This window comes from Staphylococcus sp. 191 (genome assembly GCF_011174885.1).
Classification (GTDB): Bacteria; Bacillota; Bacilli; order Staphylococcales; family Staphylococcaceae; genus Staphylococcus; species Staphylococcus coagulans.
The window spans coordinates 1-22,068 of record NZ_PNRJ01000015.1 but is presented as its reverse complement, the minus strand read 5'-3'; the positions used below and the strand labels follow the sequence as shown (position 1 = coordinate 22,068).

Annotated in this window: 22 protein-coding genes and 1 pseudogene; 4 read left to right on the top strand and 19 right to left on the bottom strand. The window is 36.8% G+C overall.

Features of this window, described 5'->3' with window-relative positions; genetic code table 11:
- Positions 1-6: 6 nt before the first annotated feature.
- From C1H58_RS09690 to C1H58_RS09655, 8 genes are all read right to left on the bottom strand, one after another.
- A complete protein-coding gene (locus C1H58_RS09690) occupies positions 7-1,011 on the bottom strand; it encodes a ThiF family adenylyltransferase (RefSeq protein ID WP_165546071.1) in 1,005 nt (334 codons plus the stop codon).
- A gap of 219 nt (positions 1,012-1,230) precedes the next feature.
- The gene (locus C1H58_RS09685; RefSeq protein WP_207554686.1) at positions 1,231-1,836 is read right to left on the bottom strand and encodes an ATP-binding cassette domain-containing protein; all 606 of its coding nucleotides are present in this window, start codon (positions 1,834-1,836) and stop codon (positions 1,231-1,233) included.
- Positions 1,837-2,508 carry a molybdate ABC transporter permease subunit gene (gene modB, locus C1H58_RS09680; protein ID WP_165546070.1) on the bottom strand — a complete coding sequence of 224 codons (672 nt, stop codon included), beginning with the start codon at positions 2,506-2,508 and terminating at the stop codon, positions 1,837-1,839.
- 10 nt (positions 2,509-2,518) lie between these two features.
- Positions 2,519-3,277, bottom strand: a complete 759-nt coding sequence (gene modA, locus C1H58_RS09675; protein WP_082165713.1) for a molybdate ABC transporter substrate-binding protein — start codon at positions 3,275-3,277, stop codon at positions 2,519-2,521.
- An 82-nt stretch (positions 3,278-3,359) separates the two neighbouring features.
- A complete protein-coding gene (gene galT / locus C1H58_RS09670) occupies positions 3,360-4,859 on the bottom strand; it encodes a UDP-glucose--hexose-1-phosphate uridylyltransferase (protein ID WP_481864910.1) in 1,500 nt (499 codons plus the stop codon).
- Between the two features lie 9 nt (positions 4,860-4,868).
- Entirely contained in the window at positions 4,869-5,861 is a 993-nt protein-coding gene (gene galE, locus C1H58_RS09665) for a UDP-glucose 4-epimerase GalE (RefSeq protein ID WP_060829529.1), read from the bottom strand.
- Between the two features lie 15 nt (positions 5,862-5,876).
- Complete coding sequence (locus C1H58_RS09660) at positions 5,877-7,043, bottom strand: galactokinase (RefSeq protein ID WP_165546068.1); 1,167 nt, start codon at positions 7,041-7,043, stop codon at positions 5,877-5,879.
- A gap of 77 nt (positions 7,044-7,120) precedes the next feature.
- Complete coding sequence (locus C1H58_RS09655; protein ID WP_060829527.1) at positions 7,121-8,122, bottom strand: LacI family DNA-binding transcriptional regulator; 1,002 nt, start codon at positions 8,120-8,122, stop codon at positions 7,121-7,123.
- A gap of 184 nt (positions 8,123-8,306) precedes the next feature.
- Here C1H58_RS09655 and fdhD point away from each other — a divergent pair, with 184 nt between their 5' ends.
- Positions 8,307-9,098, top strand: coding sequence for a formate dehydrogenase accessory sulfurtransferase FdhD (fdhD, locus tag C1H58_RS09650; protein WP_060829526.1), 792 nt, complete (start codon positions 8,307-8,309; stop codon positions 9,096-9,098).
- A gap of 166 nt (positions 9,099-9,264) precedes the next feature.
- Here fdhD and C1H58_RS09645 read toward each other — a convergent pair whose 3' ends face one another.
- The 4 genes from C1H58_RS09645 to C1H58_RS09630 all read right to left on the bottom strand — a co-directional run bounded on the left by C1H58_RS09645 (position 9,265) and on the right by C1H58_RS09630 (position 12,249).
- Positions 9,265-10,056, bottom strand: coding sequence for a GNAT family N-acetyltransferase (locus tag C1H58_RS09645; RefSeq protein ID WP_165546067.1), 792 nt, complete (start codon positions 10,054-10,056; stop codon positions 9,265-9,267).
- A gap of 28 nt (positions 10,057-10,084) precedes the next feature.
- Positions 10,085-10,645, bottom strand: a complete 561-nt coding sequence (locus tag C1H58_RS09640; protein WP_050330191.1) for a biotin transporter BioY — start codon at positions 10,643-10,645, stop codon at positions 10,085-10,087.
- A 91-nt stretch (positions 10,646-10,736) separates the two neighbouring features.
- Complete coding sequence (locus tag C1H58_RS09635; RefSeq protein WP_165546066.1) at positions 10,737-11,597, bottom strand: ROK family protein; 861 nt, start codon at positions 11,595-11,597, stop codon at positions 10,737-10,739.
- A complete protein-coding gene (locus C1H58_RS09630) occupies positions 11,590-12,249 on the bottom strand; it encodes a FadR/GntR family transcriptional regulator (protein ID WP_103356287.1) in 660 nt (219 codons plus the stop codon). The genes C1H58_RS09635 and C1H58_RS09630 overlap by 8 nt, the downstream gene beginning before the upstream one ends.
- Positions 12,250-12,408: 159 nt before the next feature.
- Between C1H58_RS09630 and C1H58_RS09625 the strand changes: the two genes are divergently transcribed.
- Positions 12,409-13,290 carry an N-acetylneuraminate lyase gene (locus tag C1H58_RS09625; RefSeq protein ID WP_060829522.1) on the top strand — a complete coding sequence of 294 codons (882 nt, stop codon included), beginning with the start codon at positions 12,409-12,411 and terminating at the stop codon, positions 13,288-13,290.
- A 152-nt stretch (positions 13,291-13,442) separates the two neighbouring features.
- Positions 13,443-14,963: a sodium:solute symporter family protein gene (locus C1H58_RS09620; protein ID WP_165546065.1), complete on the top strand. Its 1,521-nt coding sequence runs from the start codon at positions 13,443-13,445 to the stop codon at positions 14,961-14,963.
- A 132-nt stretch (positions 14,964-15,095) separates the two neighbouring features.
- On the opposite strand, the gene C1H58_RS09615 is transcribed toward C1H58_RS09620, so the two are convergent.
- The 7 genes from C1H58_RS09615 to C1H58_RS09585 form a co-directional block, all read right to left on the bottom strand.
- Positions 15,096-16,013 carry an ABC transporter substrate-binding protein gene (locus tag C1H58_RS09615; protein WP_165546064.1) on the bottom strand — a complete coding sequence of 306 codons (918 nt, stop codon included), beginning with the start codon at positions 16,011-16,013 and terminating at the stop codon, positions 15,096-15,098.
- A gap of 230 nt (positions 16,014-16,243) precedes the next feature.
- Positions 16,244-16,654 carry a YbaN family protein gene (locus tag C1H58_RS09610; RefSeq protein ID WP_060829519.1) on the bottom strand — a complete coding sequence of 137 codons (411 nt, stop codon included), beginning with the start codon at positions 16,652-16,654 and terminating at the stop codon, positions 16,244-16,246.
- Positions 16,655-16,921: 267 nt separating this feature from the next.
- On the bottom strand, positions 16,922-17,104 hold the full coding sequence (locus tag C1H58_RS09605; protein WP_060829518.1) for a CsbD family protein: 183 nt from the start codon (positions 17,102-17,104) through the stop codon (positions 16,922-16,924).
- A gap of 232 nt (positions 17,105-17,336) precedes the next feature.
- Positions 17,337-18,494, bottom strand: a complete 1,158-nt coding sequence (locus C1H58_RS09600; protein ID WP_165546063.1) for an acyl-CoA dehydrogenase family protein — start codon at positions 18,492-18,494, stop codon at positions 17,337-17,339.
- A gap of 379 nt (positions 18,495-18,873) precedes the next feature.
- Entirely contained in the window at positions 18,874-19,221 is a 348-nt protein-coding gene (locus tag C1H58_RS09595) for a transcriptional regulator, SarA/Rot family (protein ID WP_050330179.1), read from the bottom strand.
- A 467-nt stretch (positions 19,222-19,688) separates the two neighbouring features.
- The gene (locus tag C1H58_RS09590) at positions 19,689-20,042 is read right to left on the bottom strand and encodes a DoxX family protein (RefSeq protein WP_050330178.1); all 354 of its coding nucleotides are present in this window, start codon (positions 20,040-20,042) and stop codon (positions 19,689-19,691) included.
- A 13-nt stretch (positions 20,043-20,055) separates the two neighbouring features.
- Positions 20,056-21,108: an LLM class flavin-dependent oxidoreductase gene (locus C1H58_RS09585; RefSeq protein WP_165546062.1), complete on the bottom strand. Its 1,053-nt coding sequence runs from the start codon at positions 21,106-21,108 to the stop codon at positions 20,056-20,058.
- A gap of 799 nt (positions 21,109-21,907) precedes the next feature.
- Here C1H58_RS09585 and C1H58_RS12580 point away from each other — a divergent pair.
- Positions 21,908-22,068, top strand: a pseudogene (locus C1H58_RS12580) (hypothetical protein); the annotation flags it as partial.

The window sequence follows — 22,068 nt, the reverse complement described above, 5'->3', positions numbered from 1 at the left end:
TTATGACTAACCAAACAATTTATGTACTAAAACTTGTGCTTGATGTAAATCTTTTAACCCATGTATGAGTAAGCGGCCATCTTGAAAAGCCACAATACGATAAGTTTCAAAGTTGAAGCGAATTAAATAACCATTCGATTGATAAGGGATATGACGTTCTTGTAAAAATATAATGAGCGCTTCATGTGTCAACGAAGGATGTTGATATTGTACAGTATCCCTTCCGCACAATGCCGCAAAGTGTGTTGCATGTGCATTCATATAAGGGTAAGTCGGTGCCGTCCCACATGTTGGACAATCTGAACGATATAGGCGTTGCATGCCAAATCGATAATGTGTCCCCTCCCAAATGTCACCGTATGTGAGTTTTGCTTCTACTGGCGTTTCAGTCAAAATTTTCAAAGCATCAGCTAATTGTAGACTTGTGGTCATCGTCACAGCAGGCTGAATCACCCCCACTGTGTCACACGTCAAATTCATTGATGGAATTTGTGGCACGAGACATTGAAAGCAAGGCGTTTCACCCGGAATAAATGGCGCTTCCACATAAGTACTTTGTACCACACCCCCATAAATCCATGGTGTGTGATATAAATAAGCGGCATCGTTAATCAGTAGACGTGTTTCAAAGTTATCTGTTGCATCCATAATTAAGTCTACTTCTGGTACAATTCGTTCTAAAAAAGGACTGTCGACATGTTCGATAAACGTTTCGATTTCTACATCACGTCGTATCGCATGCAACATTTGTTGCGCTGCAATCACTTTAGGTACACTTTCATCAGCATCTTGCTCTGTAAACAATGTTTGTCTTTGCAAATTTGAATGTTCAATATAATCTCGGTCGACAATCATTAGTTTTCGGATACCTGCACGCACTAAGCCCTCAGCAACGTGGGTCCCAAGCGCACCCATTCCTACAATCAACACTGTCTTTTGATTTATTTTTTCTTGGCCACTTTCACCGATGCCTTTATATCGTATTTGTCTAGAATAGCGATCCTTTGCCATATTAAAACGCCTTTCCATTGATTCTTTTTATTTATTATACGGCCTCTATTTTATCTACTCAATTGATTAAAACTTAATTCTAATTTTTTCACAATTAGGTAAAACCGTATTATTCTCTCAGTAGATTCCCTACATTTTAATGACACGTTTGAAGCTCAATAATAGCCTCACTCATTACACTATTAAGATGAATAGGTACTTTAAAACTCATAGATGTCTTCATTGAAGCACGATAGTTTCATCCGCTAATGCATTGGCTTCCCATTTCGAGTGCGTAACAAAAATAATAGGTATTTGCCATTGTTGATATATTTCTTTGATTAAATCAATCCCTTGTTGCTTTGTCTCATCGTCTAAACTTGAAAATGGTTCATCTAACAGTATTAAATCTGGTTTCATACTTAATGCACGCGCTAACGCAATACGCTGTTTTTCTCCACCAGAACAACGCTCTGGATATGACGTTAATAAGTGCTTTATGTTTAATTGGTCAATTAAACGTTCAATGTGCGCATTATTTTGTGCCATAAAGGTAATATTTTTAAATACTGTCATGTGTGGAAATAACTGATAATCTTGAAACAGATAGCCTATACGTCTATGGTGAATGGGTATATGTACACGTTGTGACGTATCAGTCAATGTCCGATGATGTATGCGAATAAATCCTTTATCTGGTATACGAATGCCAGCAATCATATTTAGTAATGTCGTTTTACCAATACCAGAATTACCTTGTATCGCATAGATACATGGCTGATCATTTTGAATATGAATATGAATCATGCGATGGTTAATCTCTGTTTGAATATTTATCTCGAACAATTACTCCACCTCCTGATAACGATCACGGTTTAACATGTTCATTGTACCGATGACCGATATGGCAAAAGCGACGAGTACAAGTACCCATAGCCAAGCTTGGCTCTCTCGACCTTGTTGGACTAAAAAGTAAATCTCTAAAGGCAATGTATTCGTTTTCCCCGGAATATAGCCTGCCACCATCAATGTTGCGCCAAATTCACCAATGGCACGTGCAAAAGCTAACATCGTTCCGGTGATTAACGCCCGCTTAGATAACGGCAAAATAATTTTAAAAAAGATTTTCAGCTCAGATGCCCCCATCGTACGTGCGGTATTTAACATTTTAGGATTAATATTTCTAAATCCTTGGACGACGTGTTGATACATTAACGGAAAGCTCACAATCACTGAAGCAACCGTTGCCCCTATCCATGTAAAAACTACTTTAACACCAAGTACATCCGTTAAAAAATGACCGAAACCTCCATTCACTGAAAAGAGCATCAGTAACAAAAAACCAAGAACTGTTGGAGGTAAAACAATAGGAAGTAATACAATGCTTTCGATCATATGCGTCCACTTTTGTTTTCGATGATACATCGACTTTGCGAGTAAAATACTCAAAATAAAAACGATGATGGTGCTTACCACTGCTACACGTATTGAAATCCAAAGCGGCGTTAAATCGTGCATATCAACTCACCTAATTCTTAAAATGATAATCTTTCATAATTCGTTGTGCTTTGTGACTCTTCATAAAGTTGTACCAAGCTTTTGCTTCTTTTGTATCTGTAACTCTACCCATACGATAAACAATAGGCTTTTTAAGTGGCGCTTCAGCTACTTTTTCGACACCGTTACGTTGTTGCTTTCCGACGTATAAATCTGTGTTATAAACAAATCCTAATTGCGCGTTCCCTTTATCAACATAATTTAATACTTCACGCACATCTTTTGCATAAACGACTTGAGGTTCTACTTTTGACCACAATTTTTGGCTTTCGAGATAAGTTTTCGCATATTTTCCAGCCGGTACAGATTCAACTTCACCCATTGCAAGATGATCTTCATCGACTAATTGATTCACGCTTTTGATAGGGCTTCCTTTTTTGTGAATTAATACGAGTGTATTGCGTGCATAATCATACGTCTCTTTAACTTTTCCTTTTTGATTGAGTAAATCTACATCTTTCGTATTTGCCGACATCAATACATCTGCAGGTGCCCCTTTATCAATTTGTTGACGTAAAGCGCCTGATCCTCCGTAGTTGAAGTTCACCTTAACATTAGGATGTTCTTTATGAAAAGCTTGCTCCAAATCTTTTGTCACATCTGTCAAACTTGCAGCCGCTGACACAGTTAACGTTTTCGACTGGTCTTCTTTTGAATTGGATGAAGACTGTCCGCAGGCTGACATTAACAATAAGCAACTTAATACAAGTAATCCAAATAACTTTTTCACCTAAACCACTCCTTTTTGTCAATGCTATCTATAATAAAAAACGTTCGAAATCAGTATATCAAATTTCGAACGTTTTGATGTGTCACGATTCATTTAATGTGATGATAAAGCGATTAAAAGCAGTTTGACCTTTTGGGTTTCTTTTAAACACGCCTGCATCATGTAACACTCTTTCAAATTTATAACCTACTTCTTTTCGGACAATTTTAGAAGCATCTAATTGCTGAAAATCATATTGACGTTTCATCTCATGTGCCCATTTTTCGTGTACACCTAATGAAACATTTTTGTCGCCTTCTAAATAGGCAATCACATTTTGGAGCTCATCTTTTAACCGTCCGGGTAAAATGGCGGTGCCCATGACTTCGATTAAACCTATATTTTCCTTTTTGATATGTTGGACATCTTGATGTGGATGAAATAGGCCATCTGGATAGGCTTCGGTCCGTTGATTATCACGTAAGACCAAGTCCATTTCATAACATTGATTTCGATACCTCGCAATCGGTGTTACCGTATGATGCCGTTCTCCAGAGTTACTTCTAGCCTTAATTTGCACTGTAGGATCACTATAGTCTTCCCATCTTTTTCTGATCCATTCACTTGCTGCAATCAGTTGTTTGGTATCTTTTGAAATGAGACGAATCACACTCATTGGCCATTGAACGACACCTGCTGTCACTTCTGGATATGACTGTAAAGTAAAGGTCCGTTCTACTTTAGCGAGCGCCATTGGAAATTCATGTCGTCCTGCTTGATAATGGTTGTGGGATAATATGGAGCCCCCTACGACTGGAATGTCCGCATTAGAACCAATTGTATAATGTGGAAACTGCCTTACAAAATCGAGCAAGTTTTCAAATGTGCGTTGGTTAATTATCATTGGTGTATGGGCTTCAGATAATAAAATGCTGTGTTCATTAAAATAAACATAAGGCGAGTATTGGAACCCCCAAGTTTCCCCATTAATGTTCAACCGGACTATTCTGTGATTTGAACGCGCGGCTTGGGTCATACTGCCATAGAACCCTTCGTTCTCTATACAAATCGCGCACTGCGGATATTTTGACGCAGGTGCAAGCTTTTCTTTCTCAATCTGACGTGCATCTTTTTCAGGTTTCGATAAATTAATTGTAATCTCGAGTTTGCCATATTCAGTCGATACATCATACACAATGTTTTTGGCGACTGCTTCTTGCTTAATGTAGTGATTAAGATGGCTTAATTCATAAAAGTAATCTGTAGCCGCTTGGGGTGATTGTTGGTATTTTTGGTAAAACATTCGATTCACAGTAGAGGGTTTTGGGGTAAGCAAATCCATTAAACTCGCTTCTAACTGTTCGCGTTCAGCCAAAATATCATCGCATACACCACGCTGAATCGCATCTTCAATAAGAACATTTACAATGTCAATCGGTGTCTGAGGTTGCACATCAAATTGATTATCCAGTAGCGCAACATCGTTTGCTTTCAGACGCGCTAAAATTTGGTTCACAACATAAATTCGGTCTTCTATTTCAAAATCGCCTTGTTTAATAACAGCATCCGCGAATTGATAAACATGTGATGCATTTGCCATAATGCGCCTCCTCTAAACGTTTTCATAACCATTCGGATGACTTTGATGCCACTGCCATGCCGTTGCGATAATTTCATGAATATCGTCATGTTGAGGTGTCCAACCTAATCGCTGCATTGCTTTCTCACTAGAAGCAACCAGTTTACTCGGATCACCTGCGCGTCTCGGTGCAACAACTGCTGGAATTTCACAACCTGTCACTTCACGTGCAGCATTTAAAATTTCTTTAACAGAGTAGCCGTGGTTTGTTCCTAAGTTAAACGCACCACTCTCCCCACCTTCTTTTAAATAATTGAAAGCAAGTATGTGTGCAGCAATCAAATCCGTCACATGTAAATAGTCTCTAATCGGTGTTCCATCTGGTGTATCATAATCATCGCCAAACATCTTTAAAGCATCTCGTTGACCTAAAGCCACTTGAAGAACAACAGGAATCAAATGCGTTTCTGGATGATGGTCTTCGCCAATGGAACCATCCGCTTTTGCACCTGCCACATTAAAGTAACGTAAAGCAGCATAACGAATACCGTACGCCTCGTGACACCATCGCATCATTTTCTCCATCATTAACTTACTTTCACCATAAGGACTCGTAGGCACTTTTTTAGCAGTTTCTTCGATTGGAATAACTTCTGGTTCACCGTATACCGCTGCTGTCGAACTAAAGATAATATATTGTACATCGTGTGCACGCATCACTTCGAGTAGCACTTGTAAGCCGTACACATTGTTATTAAAGTATTCGAGCGGCATGGTTACAGATTCCCCAACTAACGAAAAGGCACAAAAGTGAAAAACGCCCTCTATTTGTTCTTGCTCAAATACTTGATTGAGAAAAGCTGCGTCACGTATGTCTCCTTCATAAAATTTTGCTGTTTCATGTACAGCTTGGCGATGCCCTTTCACTAAATTATCAACAACGACAACTTCATGTCCCGCTTCCACTAACTGATTAACACAGTGACTTCCTATATAACCGGCGCCTCCTAAGACAAGTAATGACATGTTTTATCCACTCCTTTAATCTTCCTCTAAAGTACGTACGCCATTGGCAATATCAACATGATAAAACGAAGGTGCATAACCGACTGTGCGTGTATATTCTTCTGTCACAATGCGCTCTAAATCTTTAATCTTATCTTGGTGAACAAGCGCAATGGCACAACCTGCAAAGCCAGCCCCCGTCATTCGCGCACCTAACACACCCTCTACTTTTTGTGCGCATTCCGCTAATGTATCCAACTCAATCCCTGTCACTTCATAATCATCTTTCAATGAAGCATGAGAAGCATTTAATAACTGTCCAAACGTATCAAAGTCATGTGCCTTTAATGCTTCATAGGCTTGCTTCGTACGCTCATTTTCAGAAATGGCATGTTTGGCGCGGCGACGCAATTTTTCATCTCTAATGACATGTGCATAATCTTCAAATTGCGCCATCGTTATTTCTCCAAGCGACTGTACATCAAGATGTTGCTGCAATTGTGCTAGCGCTTGTTCACATTCAGCGCGACGCTCATTATATTTAGACTCTGCCAATTCGCGTCGCTTATTTGTATTCATAATTGAAATTTTGTACGTGCCAAATTCCGTAGGGACATAATGGTATTCCAAAGTATTTGTATCTAACAATATTGCATGATCCTTTTTACCAAACCCAATAATAAATTGATCCATAATTCCAGAATTCACACCAATAAAATCATTTTCAACGCGCTGCCCCATTTTAACGAGCTCTAGTCGATCCATGTTAATGTGAAATAAAGATGTAATTAAATGGCCAGTAAGCAACTCAATTGAAGCAGATGAAGATAAACTCGCTCCGTTCGGAATATTACCTTCATAAATGATATTGAAGCCTGTTTCAATTTGAGGATATCGTTCAACAAGAAAGTGAATGATGCCTTTAGGGTAATTGCCCCATTGGTCTGAAGGCTTGTATTGCAAATGGTCTAAATCAAATGAAATCACACCTACTTCTTCAAAATTTGTAGAGTATAGTTGAATTAGTCTGTCGGATCTCTTAGAAATCGCACCATACGTGCCTAATTCAATTGCGGCTGGGAAAACAAATCCCCCATTATAATCCGTATGCTCACCAATTAAATTAATCCGTCCTGGTGCAAAAGCTGTCAATGTGGGTGCTTCATGAAAAATATCAGTAAATTTTTGCGTTAGTTTTTGCATAGGTCACACCTCAAAGTTAAATTTATAGTAAACATCAACTACATTTTACTGTTTAGTGAAAGGGCTGTCAATAGAGGTTAGTGCTTAGGAAAACTACTTCGGTATTGCAATTCTGTATTAAGCTGCATATGAATGGCGACTTCACGTTGTCCTTTCATTAAATCTTGAGCCAAACGCACAGCCTGACGCCCAAATTCCTCTATCGGAATATGAACACTTGATATCATAGGTACGGTATATTGGCTAATTTCTGAATCATTAAAACTCACAATTTGTGTATCCTTTGGAATATGAACGCCATACTGTTGTAATCCTTGGATGACACCCACCGCAAGCATATCATTGCCAGTAATAATCAATTCAGGTAATGTCGACTGTTGCGCTATTTTCTGTCCTATTTCTAAGCCACTTTCCCGATCCCAGCCAGACGGGTAAACAACAGGCGCCTTCTGATTTAAGTCGCACCAATCCAAATAGGCACGTTGTCTTGCATCCAATTGAAGGCTATAATCTGAACCTATGCCTCGTATCTTAGTTTCGCCGCCCACATAAACAATCGATTCCATTTGACGTTTTTGGATATCACTTAACAACACTTTCATACTTTGATACAAATCAGAAGAAATGGCATCAATATCACCTGGAGCATCAAGCTGATTGATTAAAATGAGCCGCTCATTATATTGATAAAGCTGTTCGATAAAAGATTGCTTAAAAGGACCGATGACGATGACTGAACCTGCCTTTTGAATACGCTCAAGCATTTTATGATGCGTTATTTCATGTGTGCGTATCGTCTTTTTCAAAGTAAGGTTTAAATGTTGAACTTCCTTTTCGATTGCCAAACGAAGCTCTCTATAATAAGGATCGATCATTTCCTTTTCTTTTGATGCATGTGTCACAATTTGGATTTGCCGTGTCAACCGTTTTTGCTTTGTGTAACGTAATCTATTTGCAATTTCAACAATGCGTTCCCTCGTTGCGGTTGCAACGGATAATGAAGGGTCTTCGTTCAAAACACGAGAAACCGTTCCCGGACTTACGCCCGCCTCTTTCGCTATTTCTCTTATACTTGCCATCGTAATTCACACTTCCTTAGTTTGTTTACTACATTTTACTAATTTTAAATACTGTTTTCAATCACCATACTAGTAATATTACTTTTAAAAGACAGCATTAACACTTAAAATAAAAACTATATAATCTGTCAATTCTGTGTCAAACAAATTTAACAATTTTCACATTGAAAGGGGCGACAGACGATTGGACTCAGATATTCGTTTAAATCAGTCCATTATACGTTATGAGAATGGGAAATTATATGCAACGACAGATGATTACGTCACGGAATTCCCACTCACGATAATGGTGAATCAAGAAGAGTTTGCGACCGTCATATGTAGTCCAAACTATATTGAAGAATTGGTATTAGGCTTTCTTGCATCTGAAGGCGTGATACTTAAAAGAGATGAACTTAAATCTATAGACATTGATGATCAAAGGGGTTATGCACATGTCGAAACGACAGTCCCGCTTCATTACCGAATCCAACTATCAACCAAACGTTTAGTCGCTTCGTGTTGTGGTAAAAGTCGCGAATTTTATTTTCAAAACGATGCTGCTATTGCTAAAACAGCAATGACAACCATCCAAGTCACACCCGAACAAGTGTTAACGATGATGGCTGAGCTACAAGAACAAAGTGAAGTCTTCCACGCTACTGGTGGGCTACATAATGCTGCTATTAGCGATGGCGCTCAATTTTACATTCACCGTCAGGATATCGGACGGCATAATGCATTGGACAAGCTTTATGGTTATTGTATCGAACGCCATATTAGTGTGCGAGATAAAATTCTTATTTTTAGCGGTCGTATCTCATCCGAAATCTTAATTAAAGCAGCTAAAATAGGTGTAGGTATGATTATTTCTAAATCTGCCCCTACGACACTTGCGGTTCAACTCGCTGAAGACTTGAATATCACGGCCATTGGCTTTGTTCGAGACGGTCACTTTAACATATACAGTCATCCAGAACGCATTCAAAATCTTTAAATGAAAAACCATAATAAAAAGCGCTAAGTTGATGTTTAATAACTATCAGCTTAGCGCTCGATTCATTTGATATGCAATTGCTTTTTTATAGGTATACAACCTTCAATCTTTACTCCATACCACTTTCCAAAATAGCTTGATCAAATAATTTAACGCTATCTTTAGACTAAATATGTAGACTGGCAGATTCGGATGGATGCGTGTCAATGTGTTCTTTGAGCGCACTGTATTGAAAACTTACATAAGTGTATCCTTGCTTGATATACATCTCTTTCGCTGTATCCTCTGCGTCCGCAACTAAAATAACAGGTCGTTTTCCTGCAATTTTACCTACTTTAGCTTGCATACTCGAACCTATCCCTTGACCGCGATACTTCTCTACAATAGCAAACCCATCAATTTCAACCGTACTTTCTTTCTCAATCAGGTTCAAAATACCAACGGGTCGGTCATCCAAATAAGCAACGTAATAATCCAATGTGCGCTCTCCTAATTCAACATGCTTTCTTACAGCATCACTAAACTCTGCAGCATAATCATCTCCATAAGGAAGGTTTAACGGTGTAGCCACTTGCAGAAAATCTTCCACATGATTCGTTGTAACACGTATCATTCGAATTGGTTTCTCTTTTAATTGTCGCAACATATTTGCTTCAATCACATAGAGTTCCAAACATCCTAATTGAAAACCTTGCGCACGAAGAAACTGCATCATTGAAGGCTTTGGTTTTACATTCTCAGGAAACTCAAACTGTAAGTGAGCCGCCCCTATTTTTTGATGCATCACTTGCTGTTGCAACATATCCCCTTTCAATGTAAGTTGATCAGGCATTTGATGGTAAACCCATTTATTTGCGTCATAAGCGAGCGGACGCGAAGGCTTAGCATAAATCGTATATCGCTCATTTGATTCAATGATTTCACCTTCTGTATAAATACTTTTCATTTGAATTTCCATCGTCTTCCTCAACCCCTTGGACAAATTTTTAACGTGCCATTTGGCGCATCACACGGGAAACGATTGGATTTTTTAACAATGCTACCGCAATGAGTGTAGCAACAATCGCTTTTATCAAATCACCCGGTACAAATGATAGTGACAACCATAATGCTTTAGGAATAGGCATATGTATAATCAAGCCCATTACAATCGCACCGACAACATCTAATAAAATAACACCAATCAACAATAATATAAGAAAAATACGTTTAAAGTCGAGTTGCTCAAATTGACGGTCTCTTGCCCAACCGATTAAAAAGGCAACTACCGGATACATAATAAGAAATCCTGCGCTCGGTCCAAAGAAAACACCATATCCCCCACGTCCGCCAGATAATAATGGCGCACCTAGTAATACGAGTAATAAAAACACGATGACACTTAATGCACCATATTTACGTCCTAACAAGATTCCTGCTAAAAAGATACCTACATTTTGTAAAACAATCGGCACCGGGAAAAACGGTAATGGAATCGCAGGAACAAATCCCATAATCGCGATAATCGCTGTCATTAACGCTGTATAAACTAGAAATTTTGTATTCACTTCATTTCCTCCTCAATACTGAAGTCACTCGAAGTATGACCACTTCATTACAGTATTATAGCATTAATGTAAACGAAAATTCTATATCAGTTTACAATTCAGAAACCGCCCCGATAAGCGCGGCATTATTTTGCAACACGGCAACTTCAATTCGTGCATGCCCATAGCCTTCAGGAAGAAATTGCGTGATCTGCGGTTGTATATATTGCAACAGCTGTTCACCTTGCGCTGACACACCGCCACCGATAATGATAATTTCTGGATCATAAATCACTTGGATTTCAGCTATCCCTCGTGCGATTTCATAAGCCCATTTTTGAAGATATTGTCTTGCTATGACATCGCCACCTTGAGCATCTTCAAATAATTGTCGAACATTACACTCAGGGTATGTGGCTTGAATTTGTTTTTTTAGTGCTTGAGTTGAACCGCGTTGTTCATAATTGGTTTGTGTGACTGGATCATAAAGCAGGTGACCGATTTGATTTGGACGATGCCGTTGTCCAGTCAGTAACCCCATATCATGATGATAATAACTACCGCCTATTCCTGTCCCTAACGTTAGGCAAAATGCGCTGTGATAAGTCTCATTTCTAAAACTCAGCTCCCCTAACAAAGCGGCATCAACATCGTTATAAATACACAGATCATTTACAAATGGTGCCAGCCTTTTCCCAAATTGTGTGCCTGTGTAATCTTTAATATTAGGATTTGCATAAGCAATAGACGCTGTTTCACGATTGACCGCCCCTGCTGTAGAAATCCCTACCAATACTTTTGAAGTACGATAACGTTCAATATATTGTTTTAGGCGTTGCGCCACAACATTTAGAATCGCTTCATTTTCATTGATGGGTGTTTTAACTTTTTCATAATCTATCAATTGATTCTCTTCAGTGATAACAGCTGATTTGATATAGGTGCCCCCAATATCAAAAGCAAATTTATTCATAAAACTCCGCCCCTCTCATCAGATGTTGCGTCAAAAGTTCTTTTGCCAATACATAATTTTCATTCATTAAAGCTTCGTATATTTTTCGATGTTCCGACAAACTCCGTTCATTTTCAGTTTGTGTTGTTTCAATCGCCATTTGATAAAAATACGCCTGTACGACTGCACTCATTTGCTTAAATAATGATGAATCTACAGCAGCTAATAAACTTTCATGAAAAGCTTGGTCTGCCTCAACATTGAAATCCTCTACATTATCAACTAATGCTTCCTTGATTGCCGTGAGTGGCACATTTTTTCGTTCAATGATATCAATCGCAGCGAGTTCAAATGTCAGTCTCAACATCATCAAGTCTTTTAAATTCCCTTGTGAAACTTGAAAACTAAATAAAAACCCCTCTATTAATGGGGTAATATCTTGTGCTTTCACTAAAGTCCCACGACCTTGAACACTCTCAGTCACCCCTGTATTTTCCAAATAACTCAATGCTTCACGTACAACAGAACGACTCACTTGATACGTTTCAGCGAGCTTGCGTTCTGTCGGAAGTTTATCTCCCGCTTGAAGTGATTCAGCTAAAATATAATCTTTTATTTTTTTTACTACAATTTGTTTTAAATTGGTGCCTGATTGTCCTACTTCTTTGCCCATCCAACAGCAATCTCCTTGTTATTAATTTGTTATATTTTACCACAATCTGAACATTCTCAAATAAAAATTAATATTGACCCCATTTATAATAACGCTTACAATTGAATTATAAATTGGTCTGACCAATATTACAAATCTATTTTGGGAGGTTTTAAAAAGATGGAGGATCATCTCAAAGGCTTATACGCAGCTTTACTTGTTCCATTTAATGAAAAAGGCGAAATCAAAGAAGCGGGTTTACGTCAGATTGTACGAAATGCGATTGATACGCAAAAACTTGATGGTTTGTATGTCAATGGTAGCTCAGGAGAAAATTTCTTGATGAACACAGCTCAAAAGAAAGAAGTTTTTCGTATTGCTAAAGATGAAGCAAAAGATGCCATTCGGCTAATCGCACAAGTCGGTGCACTTGATTTAAACGAAGCCATTGAATTAGGGCAATATGCGACAGAACTTGGTTATGATGCATTATCCGCAGTTACGCCTTTTTACTACCCTTTTACATTCGAAGAAATTCGAGATTATTACTTCAAAATCATTGAAGCAACAGGCAACAAAATGATTGTTTACTCTATTCCAGGACTTACTGGTGTCAATATCTCAATACAACAATTTGAAGAATTATTCCAAAACGACCATATCATTGGCGTGAAATATACTGCACCTGACTTTTTCTTACTTGAACGTTTAAGAAAAGCATTTCCAGATAAATTGATCTATTCTGGTTTTGATGAAATGCTGGTCCAAGCGGCTATTTCAGGGGTAGATGGGGCAATTGGTTCGACTTTCAATGTCAATGGCATACGTACACGTCAAATTTTTGAAAATGCACAACAAGGACGGATCGAAAGTGCCTATCGAATTCAACATGAAACGAATGACATTATCGAAACTGTATTAAAATTAGGTCTTTATCCAACACTTAAAGCCATTTTAGCTGAGAAAGGCTTGGATACGGGTGTACCTAAAGCACCTTTCCATCCATTTAATGAAACAAATCGTGAAACACTACAACAATTGATTCAACGTTATCAACTTTAATTCATAGGTAATGTACCCTATGTATGAAAAACCGGAGTGAGTCATGTCGTGTCTCTATGTATGTTACATACTCACTCTCTTTTTTACAGTTATTTGTAAGCGCTTACTAATTATTTAATTTATTTTAAAACAAAATGAGAGGTGTCATTAATATGCATACAATCGGATTTGGATTTTGGAATTGGGTAGCATTACTTTGTTATTTATTGTTAATGTTAGGTATTGGAGCATTCTTTACTAAGCGAGCGGGTAAAGATACAAATAGCTTTTTTACCGCAAGTGGTCGACTGCCTTCTTGGGTCGTAGGGGTCTCTATTTATGCGACAACACTAAGTGCCATTACTTTTATGTCTACACCCGAAAAATCTTATTTAACTGATTGGTCTTATATTGCAGGTAATGTTGCAATCGTTGCAATTATTCCATTGTTAATCTATTTTTATATTCCTTTTTTCAAAAAGTTAAAGATTACATCTGCTTATGAATATTTAGAAGCACGTTTTAATCCAGCGGTTCGTGTTTTAGGTTCTTTATTATTTGTACTTTTCCATTTAGGACGTGTCGCAATCGTTATCTATTTGCCAACACTCGCAATTACAGCTGTATCCGATATTAATCCATATCTCGTTGCGAGTTTAGTCGGCGTGCTTTGTATTGTTTATACATTTTTAGGTGGTTTTGAAGGCGTCGTTTGGAGTGACTTTATTCAAGGTGTAATTTTACTAGGCGGTGCACTGGTCATTATCATTATTGGTATCGTTCATATCGATGGTGGCTGGGGCACTGTAGTCAATGAGGCTGTTGACAAACAAAAACTCATCAGCGCAGACAATTGGAAATTCACCGCCGCATCAGCAGCCATTCCAATCATCTTTTTAGGAAGTATTTTTAATAATTTACAACAATATACAGCAAGTCAAGACGTGGTACAACGTTATCAGGCCTCTGAATCACTTAAAGAAACTTCACATTCTTTATGGACAAATGGCCTTCTAGCTATGATCTCAGCACCGTTATTTTATGGCATGGGGACTGTCTTATTTGTTTTTTATACGCATCATACGACGCTCCCAAAAGATTTTAATACCTCTTCTATCGTGCCTTATTTTATCTTAACTGAAATGCCACCTTTTGTAGCTGGATTAATGATTGCTGCTATCTTCGCTGCTGCACAATCAACGATTTCATCGAGCTTAAATTCTATGGCTGCTTGTTTATCAGTCGATATTAAACAACGGTTCTTTGGTAAAAAAAGCGAGGAAGCAGAAGTACGTTTTGCACGACTTGCCACTATTGTAGTCGGTCTGCTTGGCATGTTGATTTCTTTATACCTTATTGCCGCAAACTCTAATGATGTATGGGATTTATTCTTATTGATTACTGGTCTCTTCGGGGTACCAATTGCTGGTATTTTTGCCGTAGGTATTTTCACTAAACGTACACATGGCGTTGGTGTAATTATTGGCATCATCATCGCTGTCATTGTCAGCTACTTCTTACAAGGTGTTGGCGGTGCAGGTTCCCCATTTTATGTATCGATTATTGCTTTTATTACAGCCTTTGTGACTGCTTATATCGCCAGTCTTATAATTCCTGCGCCAAATAAAGACATTTCTGGTCTTACGATTTTCGATAAAAATGGTGCAATCACATACGAAAGAAAAGTAAAATAATGATTTAATACGGTGATAAATGCTCAAAATATGAAAAAGCACTAAGATGATTATTGTTCTTCCAATCATCTTAGTGCTTATTATTTTATGATGAATTTCATCGTCTTTTAACGCTCTAAGTTTAACTTCGCTCTATTGATGTGCTAATAATTGTTTCTTTAAGTCTTTTCGAATTACATCTAATGAATAAGGATCATTATACCAATAGACTTGTGAATCTACATCGAATGCATGATGTTGTTTAACTGCTGGCAAGTTATTCCAAATTGACGTATTTTGGAATTCTGGTTTTGCAGCATCTTTTACTTTTGCAGTAATCACATAGTCACCGGCGTATTTGTCAATTTCTTCTTTAGAAATCTCTTTCCAACCTTCTTTTTCAGTTGCTTTTTCTAAAGCCTCAGGCATTTTCAAACCAAATGCTTGATAAATTACTTCACTGCCTCTTCCCCAGTTTTTACCATATGCATAAAGTTTTTTATCAAAATCTTCGACAATAGAAACTGATGTGTTGTCACCTAATTGTTTTTTAATTTCTTTACCATCTTTTTCAGTTTGAGCTTTCCAATCTTTAATCCATTTTTCCGCTTCAGCTGATTTACCTAAAATTTCACCCATTGCTTTTTGTTGCTCTAAATAATCGTATTGCCCGTAATCAAAAGCAAGTGTTGGTGCAATCTTTTTCAATTTGTCTGTATTTTTATCAGTGTTGTATGTGATGATTAAATCAGGTTTCAAAGTCGCAACTTTTTCCACATCTTCCGCGCCTACTTTGTCCACATCTTTGAATTCTTTTGACAGCACAGGACTTTGTGTTATTTGATCAGAAACCCCTACAATCTTTCCTCCCAAATACTTCAAACCGCCTGCATAAGTCGGCGCAAGTACAACGATGCGTTTTGGATTTTTAGGAATATCCACTTTATCTTCACCTTTTGCTGTTTTTAATGCAAAAGATTTTGTATCATTTTTGCTATTTTGTCCTCCATTTTGGCCACAAGCAGATAAAACAAGCAAGATTGCCAATAATGGTAACCATAATTTTTTCATTTATTCGCCCTCCAATTGATAACGATTATCATTATTATATAGTGGATACATTTTTAAGGCAATCTTTTTTTAAAATATTTTTTAACTTAATAAAAATTACCGATTTTAAAATGTAAAGTTTCTAAAAAGCGTGCGCACTATATAATAACCACATCAATAAAAAGAGTAAGCTAAAAATCTCACTTTGCCTCACAAGATTTCTAACTCACTCTATTTTTGACATATTCATATTAATCTATCTCATTTACGTTAAGCGTACGATTACGCTCTACTTCATGCTGCTTTGGCAATGTCTTAACAAAAGTAAAAAGTACGATTGTTTGAAGAATGACCATCACCATTAACCCCAACCGAATCATTGGCATATCCATCGTCCATATTGAAAAACCGACAACAATATATAAACTCACTAACAATTGAATTTTCTTTTTCATTGTGTAGCCACGATAGCGACGAAAATCCTCGATATACGCTTTATAAATGGTCGTTTGGATGAGCCAATCATGAAAACGGTCCGAGCTCTTTGCGAAACAGAGTACAGCAACTAATAAAAAAGGTGTTGTAGGTAACAATGGTAACACGGCCCCTGCAAACCCAAGTAATGTAAAGATACCCCCTATGCCCACTAAAAGATATCGCATATTAGCATTCTCCTCTGTCCATTTGATGTCCTCATATTATATAAAGTATTCGCAAAAGTATCAATAGACAATTAAAGTGTGATACACTAACTTTTAAATTTTGATGCTACTTTCAGATGTCACATATCCTTTTAAAACTATTTAAAAAGAGTAAGACGTCATCTAAAAACGATAGATGATCCATCTTACTCTCAAAAAAAATATATTTTTCATTCATATTTTAGCCAACTTCATTGAAATGGCTCAATTGACTTATCACTAAGTGGCTTATTTTTTAAATTTATCTACAAGATCGTTCACTTTATCTTTCGCATTTTCAGCGACTTCTTTAATTTTTCCAGCCGCTTTATCTTCTTTACCTTCTTGTTCTAATTCTTTATTGCCAGAGATATTTCCTACTGTTTCTTTGATGTTTCCTTTTGCTTGATCAAATTTACTTTCATCTGCCATTTTGTAAACCTCCGTTGTAGTTGTTTGAATAAATTACAACATAAACTATAACATAATTTTTTAAAGTTTAATCAAAATTGCATTCCATAACTTTGAATGTTCAATCATCAAACATCTGAGTCTCTAAACTCTGTATCACGCTGTCTGCACGCTGCATTCATTTTTAGCTATTACTCTAGGCATAACGCGACAAAACTAGAACTTCAAATATTTTAGAATTCAATGTGAAGTGTCAGTCGCTTTGAAATAAGCTTAATGCTTTTTTAGCAATTTGAGTGTAAGCAAGATCTTCCATTGGCGGGTTGTGTAAACCTGCACGCATATCGCGATAATAACGTTGAATCGGACGATCCATCTCCAAACTTTTAGCACCTATAATCCGCATAGCAAGATCAACGACCTCTAAACCTTTATTCATCACTACAACTTTGCTCGCAGCGGTTTCGTTACTGATTTCATCTTTCTCACTTAAGTCTGTGTATGCTTTTGCTGTACTCCATAACAAGTGTCTCGCACTCAACAATTTTGTTTCCATTTTCCCAATATTTTGTTGAACGACAGGCAATTCAGAAATTGGCGTTTCGATACTATTAGGCTGGTGGGTTAAAGCAAATTTTAATGCTTCATCACGCGCTGCTTGCGCAATCCCAAGATATGTAGCTGGAATATGGAGCAACCATCCGTTTTGAAATTTAGGGCCTTCTCCTTTAATCTCAACTAAAAATTTAGATTCTACTTTTACATCGTTTAAGATTAAATCATGGCTTTCAGTTGCGCGCATGCCGACCATATTCCAATTATCTGCAACTTCTAGTCCTTCTGCATCTTTTTTTATTAAGAAAAATCCAACTTTTTCTCGGTCAGGTATATAAGCGGCAACGACGACATGACTGAGTGCTCGACTCATAGACGTGAATGTCTTCACACCATTTAAAACATAGTGGGTCCCATCAAATTGTGCAAATGTTGCAGGACGGCCCCCTCTAGTAGGACTCCCTGTTTCTGCTTCGCTGACTGCACGGTTAACGAGCGCACCTTGTTTGACCGCTTCTGCCAAAAGTTCGAGTATCGCATCGTCCCATAGACGTCCTTCATACAGTTCTCCGATTAAGCCGACATGCCATCCGATTGATAAAGCTGTAGCGCCATCAATTGAACCCAAAACAGTTTGAATGACGGTCATATCCTCTAATGTTGCCCCTCTACCGCCATAAGCGACTGGTAAAGTCAATTGACTATAACCTTCATCAACGAGCCATTGAACATTTTCATATGGAAAGCGGCTTTCGATATCATTACGATGTGCATTCTTTTCTAATTGCTCTCGATGTGCTTCTAATTTAGCTACCCATTCTTTTTGAATTTCAGACTGAATTAACACAGATTTCATAACCAAAACCTCTCAATCTTTTTATTTCTTAGCTACTCACTCAACATTATAGTATAAATCCAGTTCGTTGCCTATCCCTCTGTATCGCACATCGTATAAATATAAAAAACGACAGGAAACAAATATTTAAATTTGCTTCCTGTCGTTGACTATGGTTCCAGTCCCTTTCATGTTAATCCACACAAATCATACATATTACTAAAAAGTTTGAAGCGCCCATCTCAAACGTCATCTCTTAAAAGTAAGATGCCGTGAATATTGCTCTGAAATTTCGTATTTTAAATGGTTTAAAATATTCAAATCTCAAGTTAATATCTCTCTTTCACTTCCACAAGTTTTTGCTTCCATTCAAAATGATTCATTTATAAAGAACTTACATTTACAACAATGCTTCAATTTCATTAAATAATGCTTCAATTTTTGTATACTGCTCTTCAGACACTTCAATGATCACAGTACGTTCATCATGCTCATTACGTTTCTTAGTTAGAAAACCATAATCTTTCAATTTTTGCATAGCCTTTGTAATGTAGTATGGTTTGAACTTTGAAGCTTTAATGATGTCTTTTACATTATAAATAGAATGCTTATTTTCTAATATAAACGTCAGAATAAATAATTCTTCGTATGTTAGCGCATACTTCTTTTTAATTTGTGCATAGATTCCTTTGGTCGTAAAACTAATTGCCATAAGTTCTTTCATATTTTTGATACGGTATTTTTCCATTCGCTTACCCCCTATAGATGCAATCCAAGATGTATAGGTACAATGTCTAATTCTACTCACAACTATATTAACTTGGAAATTTAATATTTTAACATTTATATTTTAAACTGAATCAGTAAATTTTTCAATTACTTTATGAGTTAGCTTTCTGAAAAAAATTTTGATATATTTTCTTTACCAAATAAAAGTAGATATAAAAAGCCTATTGCGACCGATTTATAGATTCCCAAAAAATTATTTTTAATGATCTAGTTTAAATAATTAGCATTTGAGTTTTGTGCAAATGTCTTATTACTCGTCAAAAATAAATAAACGTAAATATAAGAAAAATAATAACCTACAAAGTAAAATACTTTGTAGGTTAAATAAATAGTAAATAAATATTTGAGACAATACGTTATTAACTAATCAGAAATGATTTATAACATTATTTTTTAATAATACTTTACTATCAGATACATAAATGCTTACTTTTTAGAAGTCAATGTATCAACAAGACTCAAGCCAGCTAATGTAGCTACATCAATCGCATGTTGCGCGCCTTCTTTTCCTTGACCTGCTTCAAAGTGTTTATAAATAGCACCTACTAAAACACCGATTGATAATAAAGACGCAGCTTGTGAAATACGTTTATGGAAAAGACTTGCGACGAATAAACCAGAAGCTATTAGTTCTATAGTTCCGATTACTTTTACCATTCCTTCAGGTAATTTGAACGTTTTGAACGCCTCTTTCATACCTTCGTCACCTTTTAATTTGGGTTGTGCCGCATCGAATAAAGATTTCGCAGCTTTTAAATTTGTAACATATCTTAAGATCATTTCAAATTCCTCCTTATTTGTTTTCAAAATATGCATCGACGATAGGTTTTACCTTTTCCCCAAAAAGTCGAATTGCATGCATCGTTCTTTCATGTGGCATAGAACCTATAGGCAGATGCAACATGAATCTTGTTAATTCTAATGACTCTACAGTATCAATAATTTTTTGTGCGACAGTTTCTGGGCTTCCAACATACATCGCACCATCCGGACCAATTTCAGATAAAAAGTGTTCATTTGAAAATGCTGGCCAACCCCGCTCTTTCGCTAACACATTATGATGTGCTTCTACAGCAGGATAAAATTCACGTTGTGCCTGTTCATCCGTATCAGCAACATAACCCCATGAGTGTGTTGAGATTTGAAGTTGATATGCTGGAAAACCTTTTGATTCAGCGATGGCTTTATACATCACAATATTACGTCTGAATCGTCTCGGACTACCACCAATTATCGCATACGTAATAGGTAAACCTAAAGCACCCGCTTTAAGTGATGATTCAGGTGTGCCTCCTGTTGCTAACCAAATAGGTAATTCTTTTTGAACCGCACGTGGATAGACGCCTAAACCTTCAATACTTGGTCTTAGATGGCCTTCCCAATGCACAATTTCATTACGATTAATGTTGAGCAATAAATCTAATTTTTCATCAAACAATGCTTCATAGTCTTTAAGGTCGTAACCAAATAATGGGAAAGATTCAATAAATGAACCTCGACCGGCCATGATTTCAGCACGTCCATTAGATAATCCATCAAGTGTCGCAAATTGTTGATATACTCTTACAGGATCATCTGACGATAAGACTGTCACAGCGGAAGCTAGTTTGATTTTTTTCGTAAGCGGTGCAGCGGCAGCCAAAACTGTTGTTGGACTTGATACCGCATAATCAGGTCGATGATGTTCTCCTAGACCATATACATCCAAGCCTACCTCATCTGCCAATTTGATTTCTTCGACAATATTTCGTATACGCTCTGCATTTGAAATTGCCGGAATGACACCATTTTCTGTATGCATTTCTTGGTTATCAGCAAATGACGTTAATCCTAATTCTATTTTCAATACAGGCACCACCTTTCAAGTATAAAATTTATACTAGTATCATAGCTTAGTCTTTTATTATTGTCAACAACTATGATTTTCTCTTCCTTTAAACCTTATCAAAGGTCTCAAAATAAGCACAAAAGTTAAATAACGTATGCTGATTAATTCACTATCTATATAGGAACTTACAGAGGCAATTATTTCGGTTGGTGTGTACCTCGCTAACGTGATAATGAGATAAATGAGTAATAAGTTAACAATTCATTTTAATACAAACAATATAATAGGAAGTTTTTGGATATTTTGTTAAATTTTTAAATTCAATTTTTTTTATGTCGGTTTTCTAACTGCTTATTTTCAATTTTTATGTGTGCACTTTTTAAAATGATATTTACACTGTCATTAGCGTTCCTTTTTTTAATTCATCGATCTAAATATAGGCTCAAATTTCAAATGTGTAGATTTTTACTAAATATTATCCTTGTTCACTACTTAAAAAACGTTTATATCGCAATACTTTTGTAATCATATTACAGTTTTATGACAGAACATTTATGAAATTTGTTAAGTATTTGTTAAGGGTGTCCAAAACCCTTTAGTGACAAGGTTCTTGGCGTTTGTCTTTATTACAATCAGATTCTCATGTTTTCTTAAACATTACAAATTAAATAAGCGCTACACAAGCGTTTTATTTTCTGTTACAGTAAATATCGTTGTTAAGCAAACGCCAATGGGATTTACAAATTATTAAACTTACACTTCACACTTAGTGAATTTAACTTATAATCTTAAACATTTTTCAGGAGGATTTTTTAACATGAAAAAATTAATCGCTACGACTACAATCGCTACAGCAGGTGTCGCTGCTTTCACTTTAGCACACGGTCAAGATGCAGACGCTGCAGAATACAATGGTGGATACAACCCGAACGACCCAACTTCATATAGCTACAGCTGTCTCTTTATACACATCTCCGA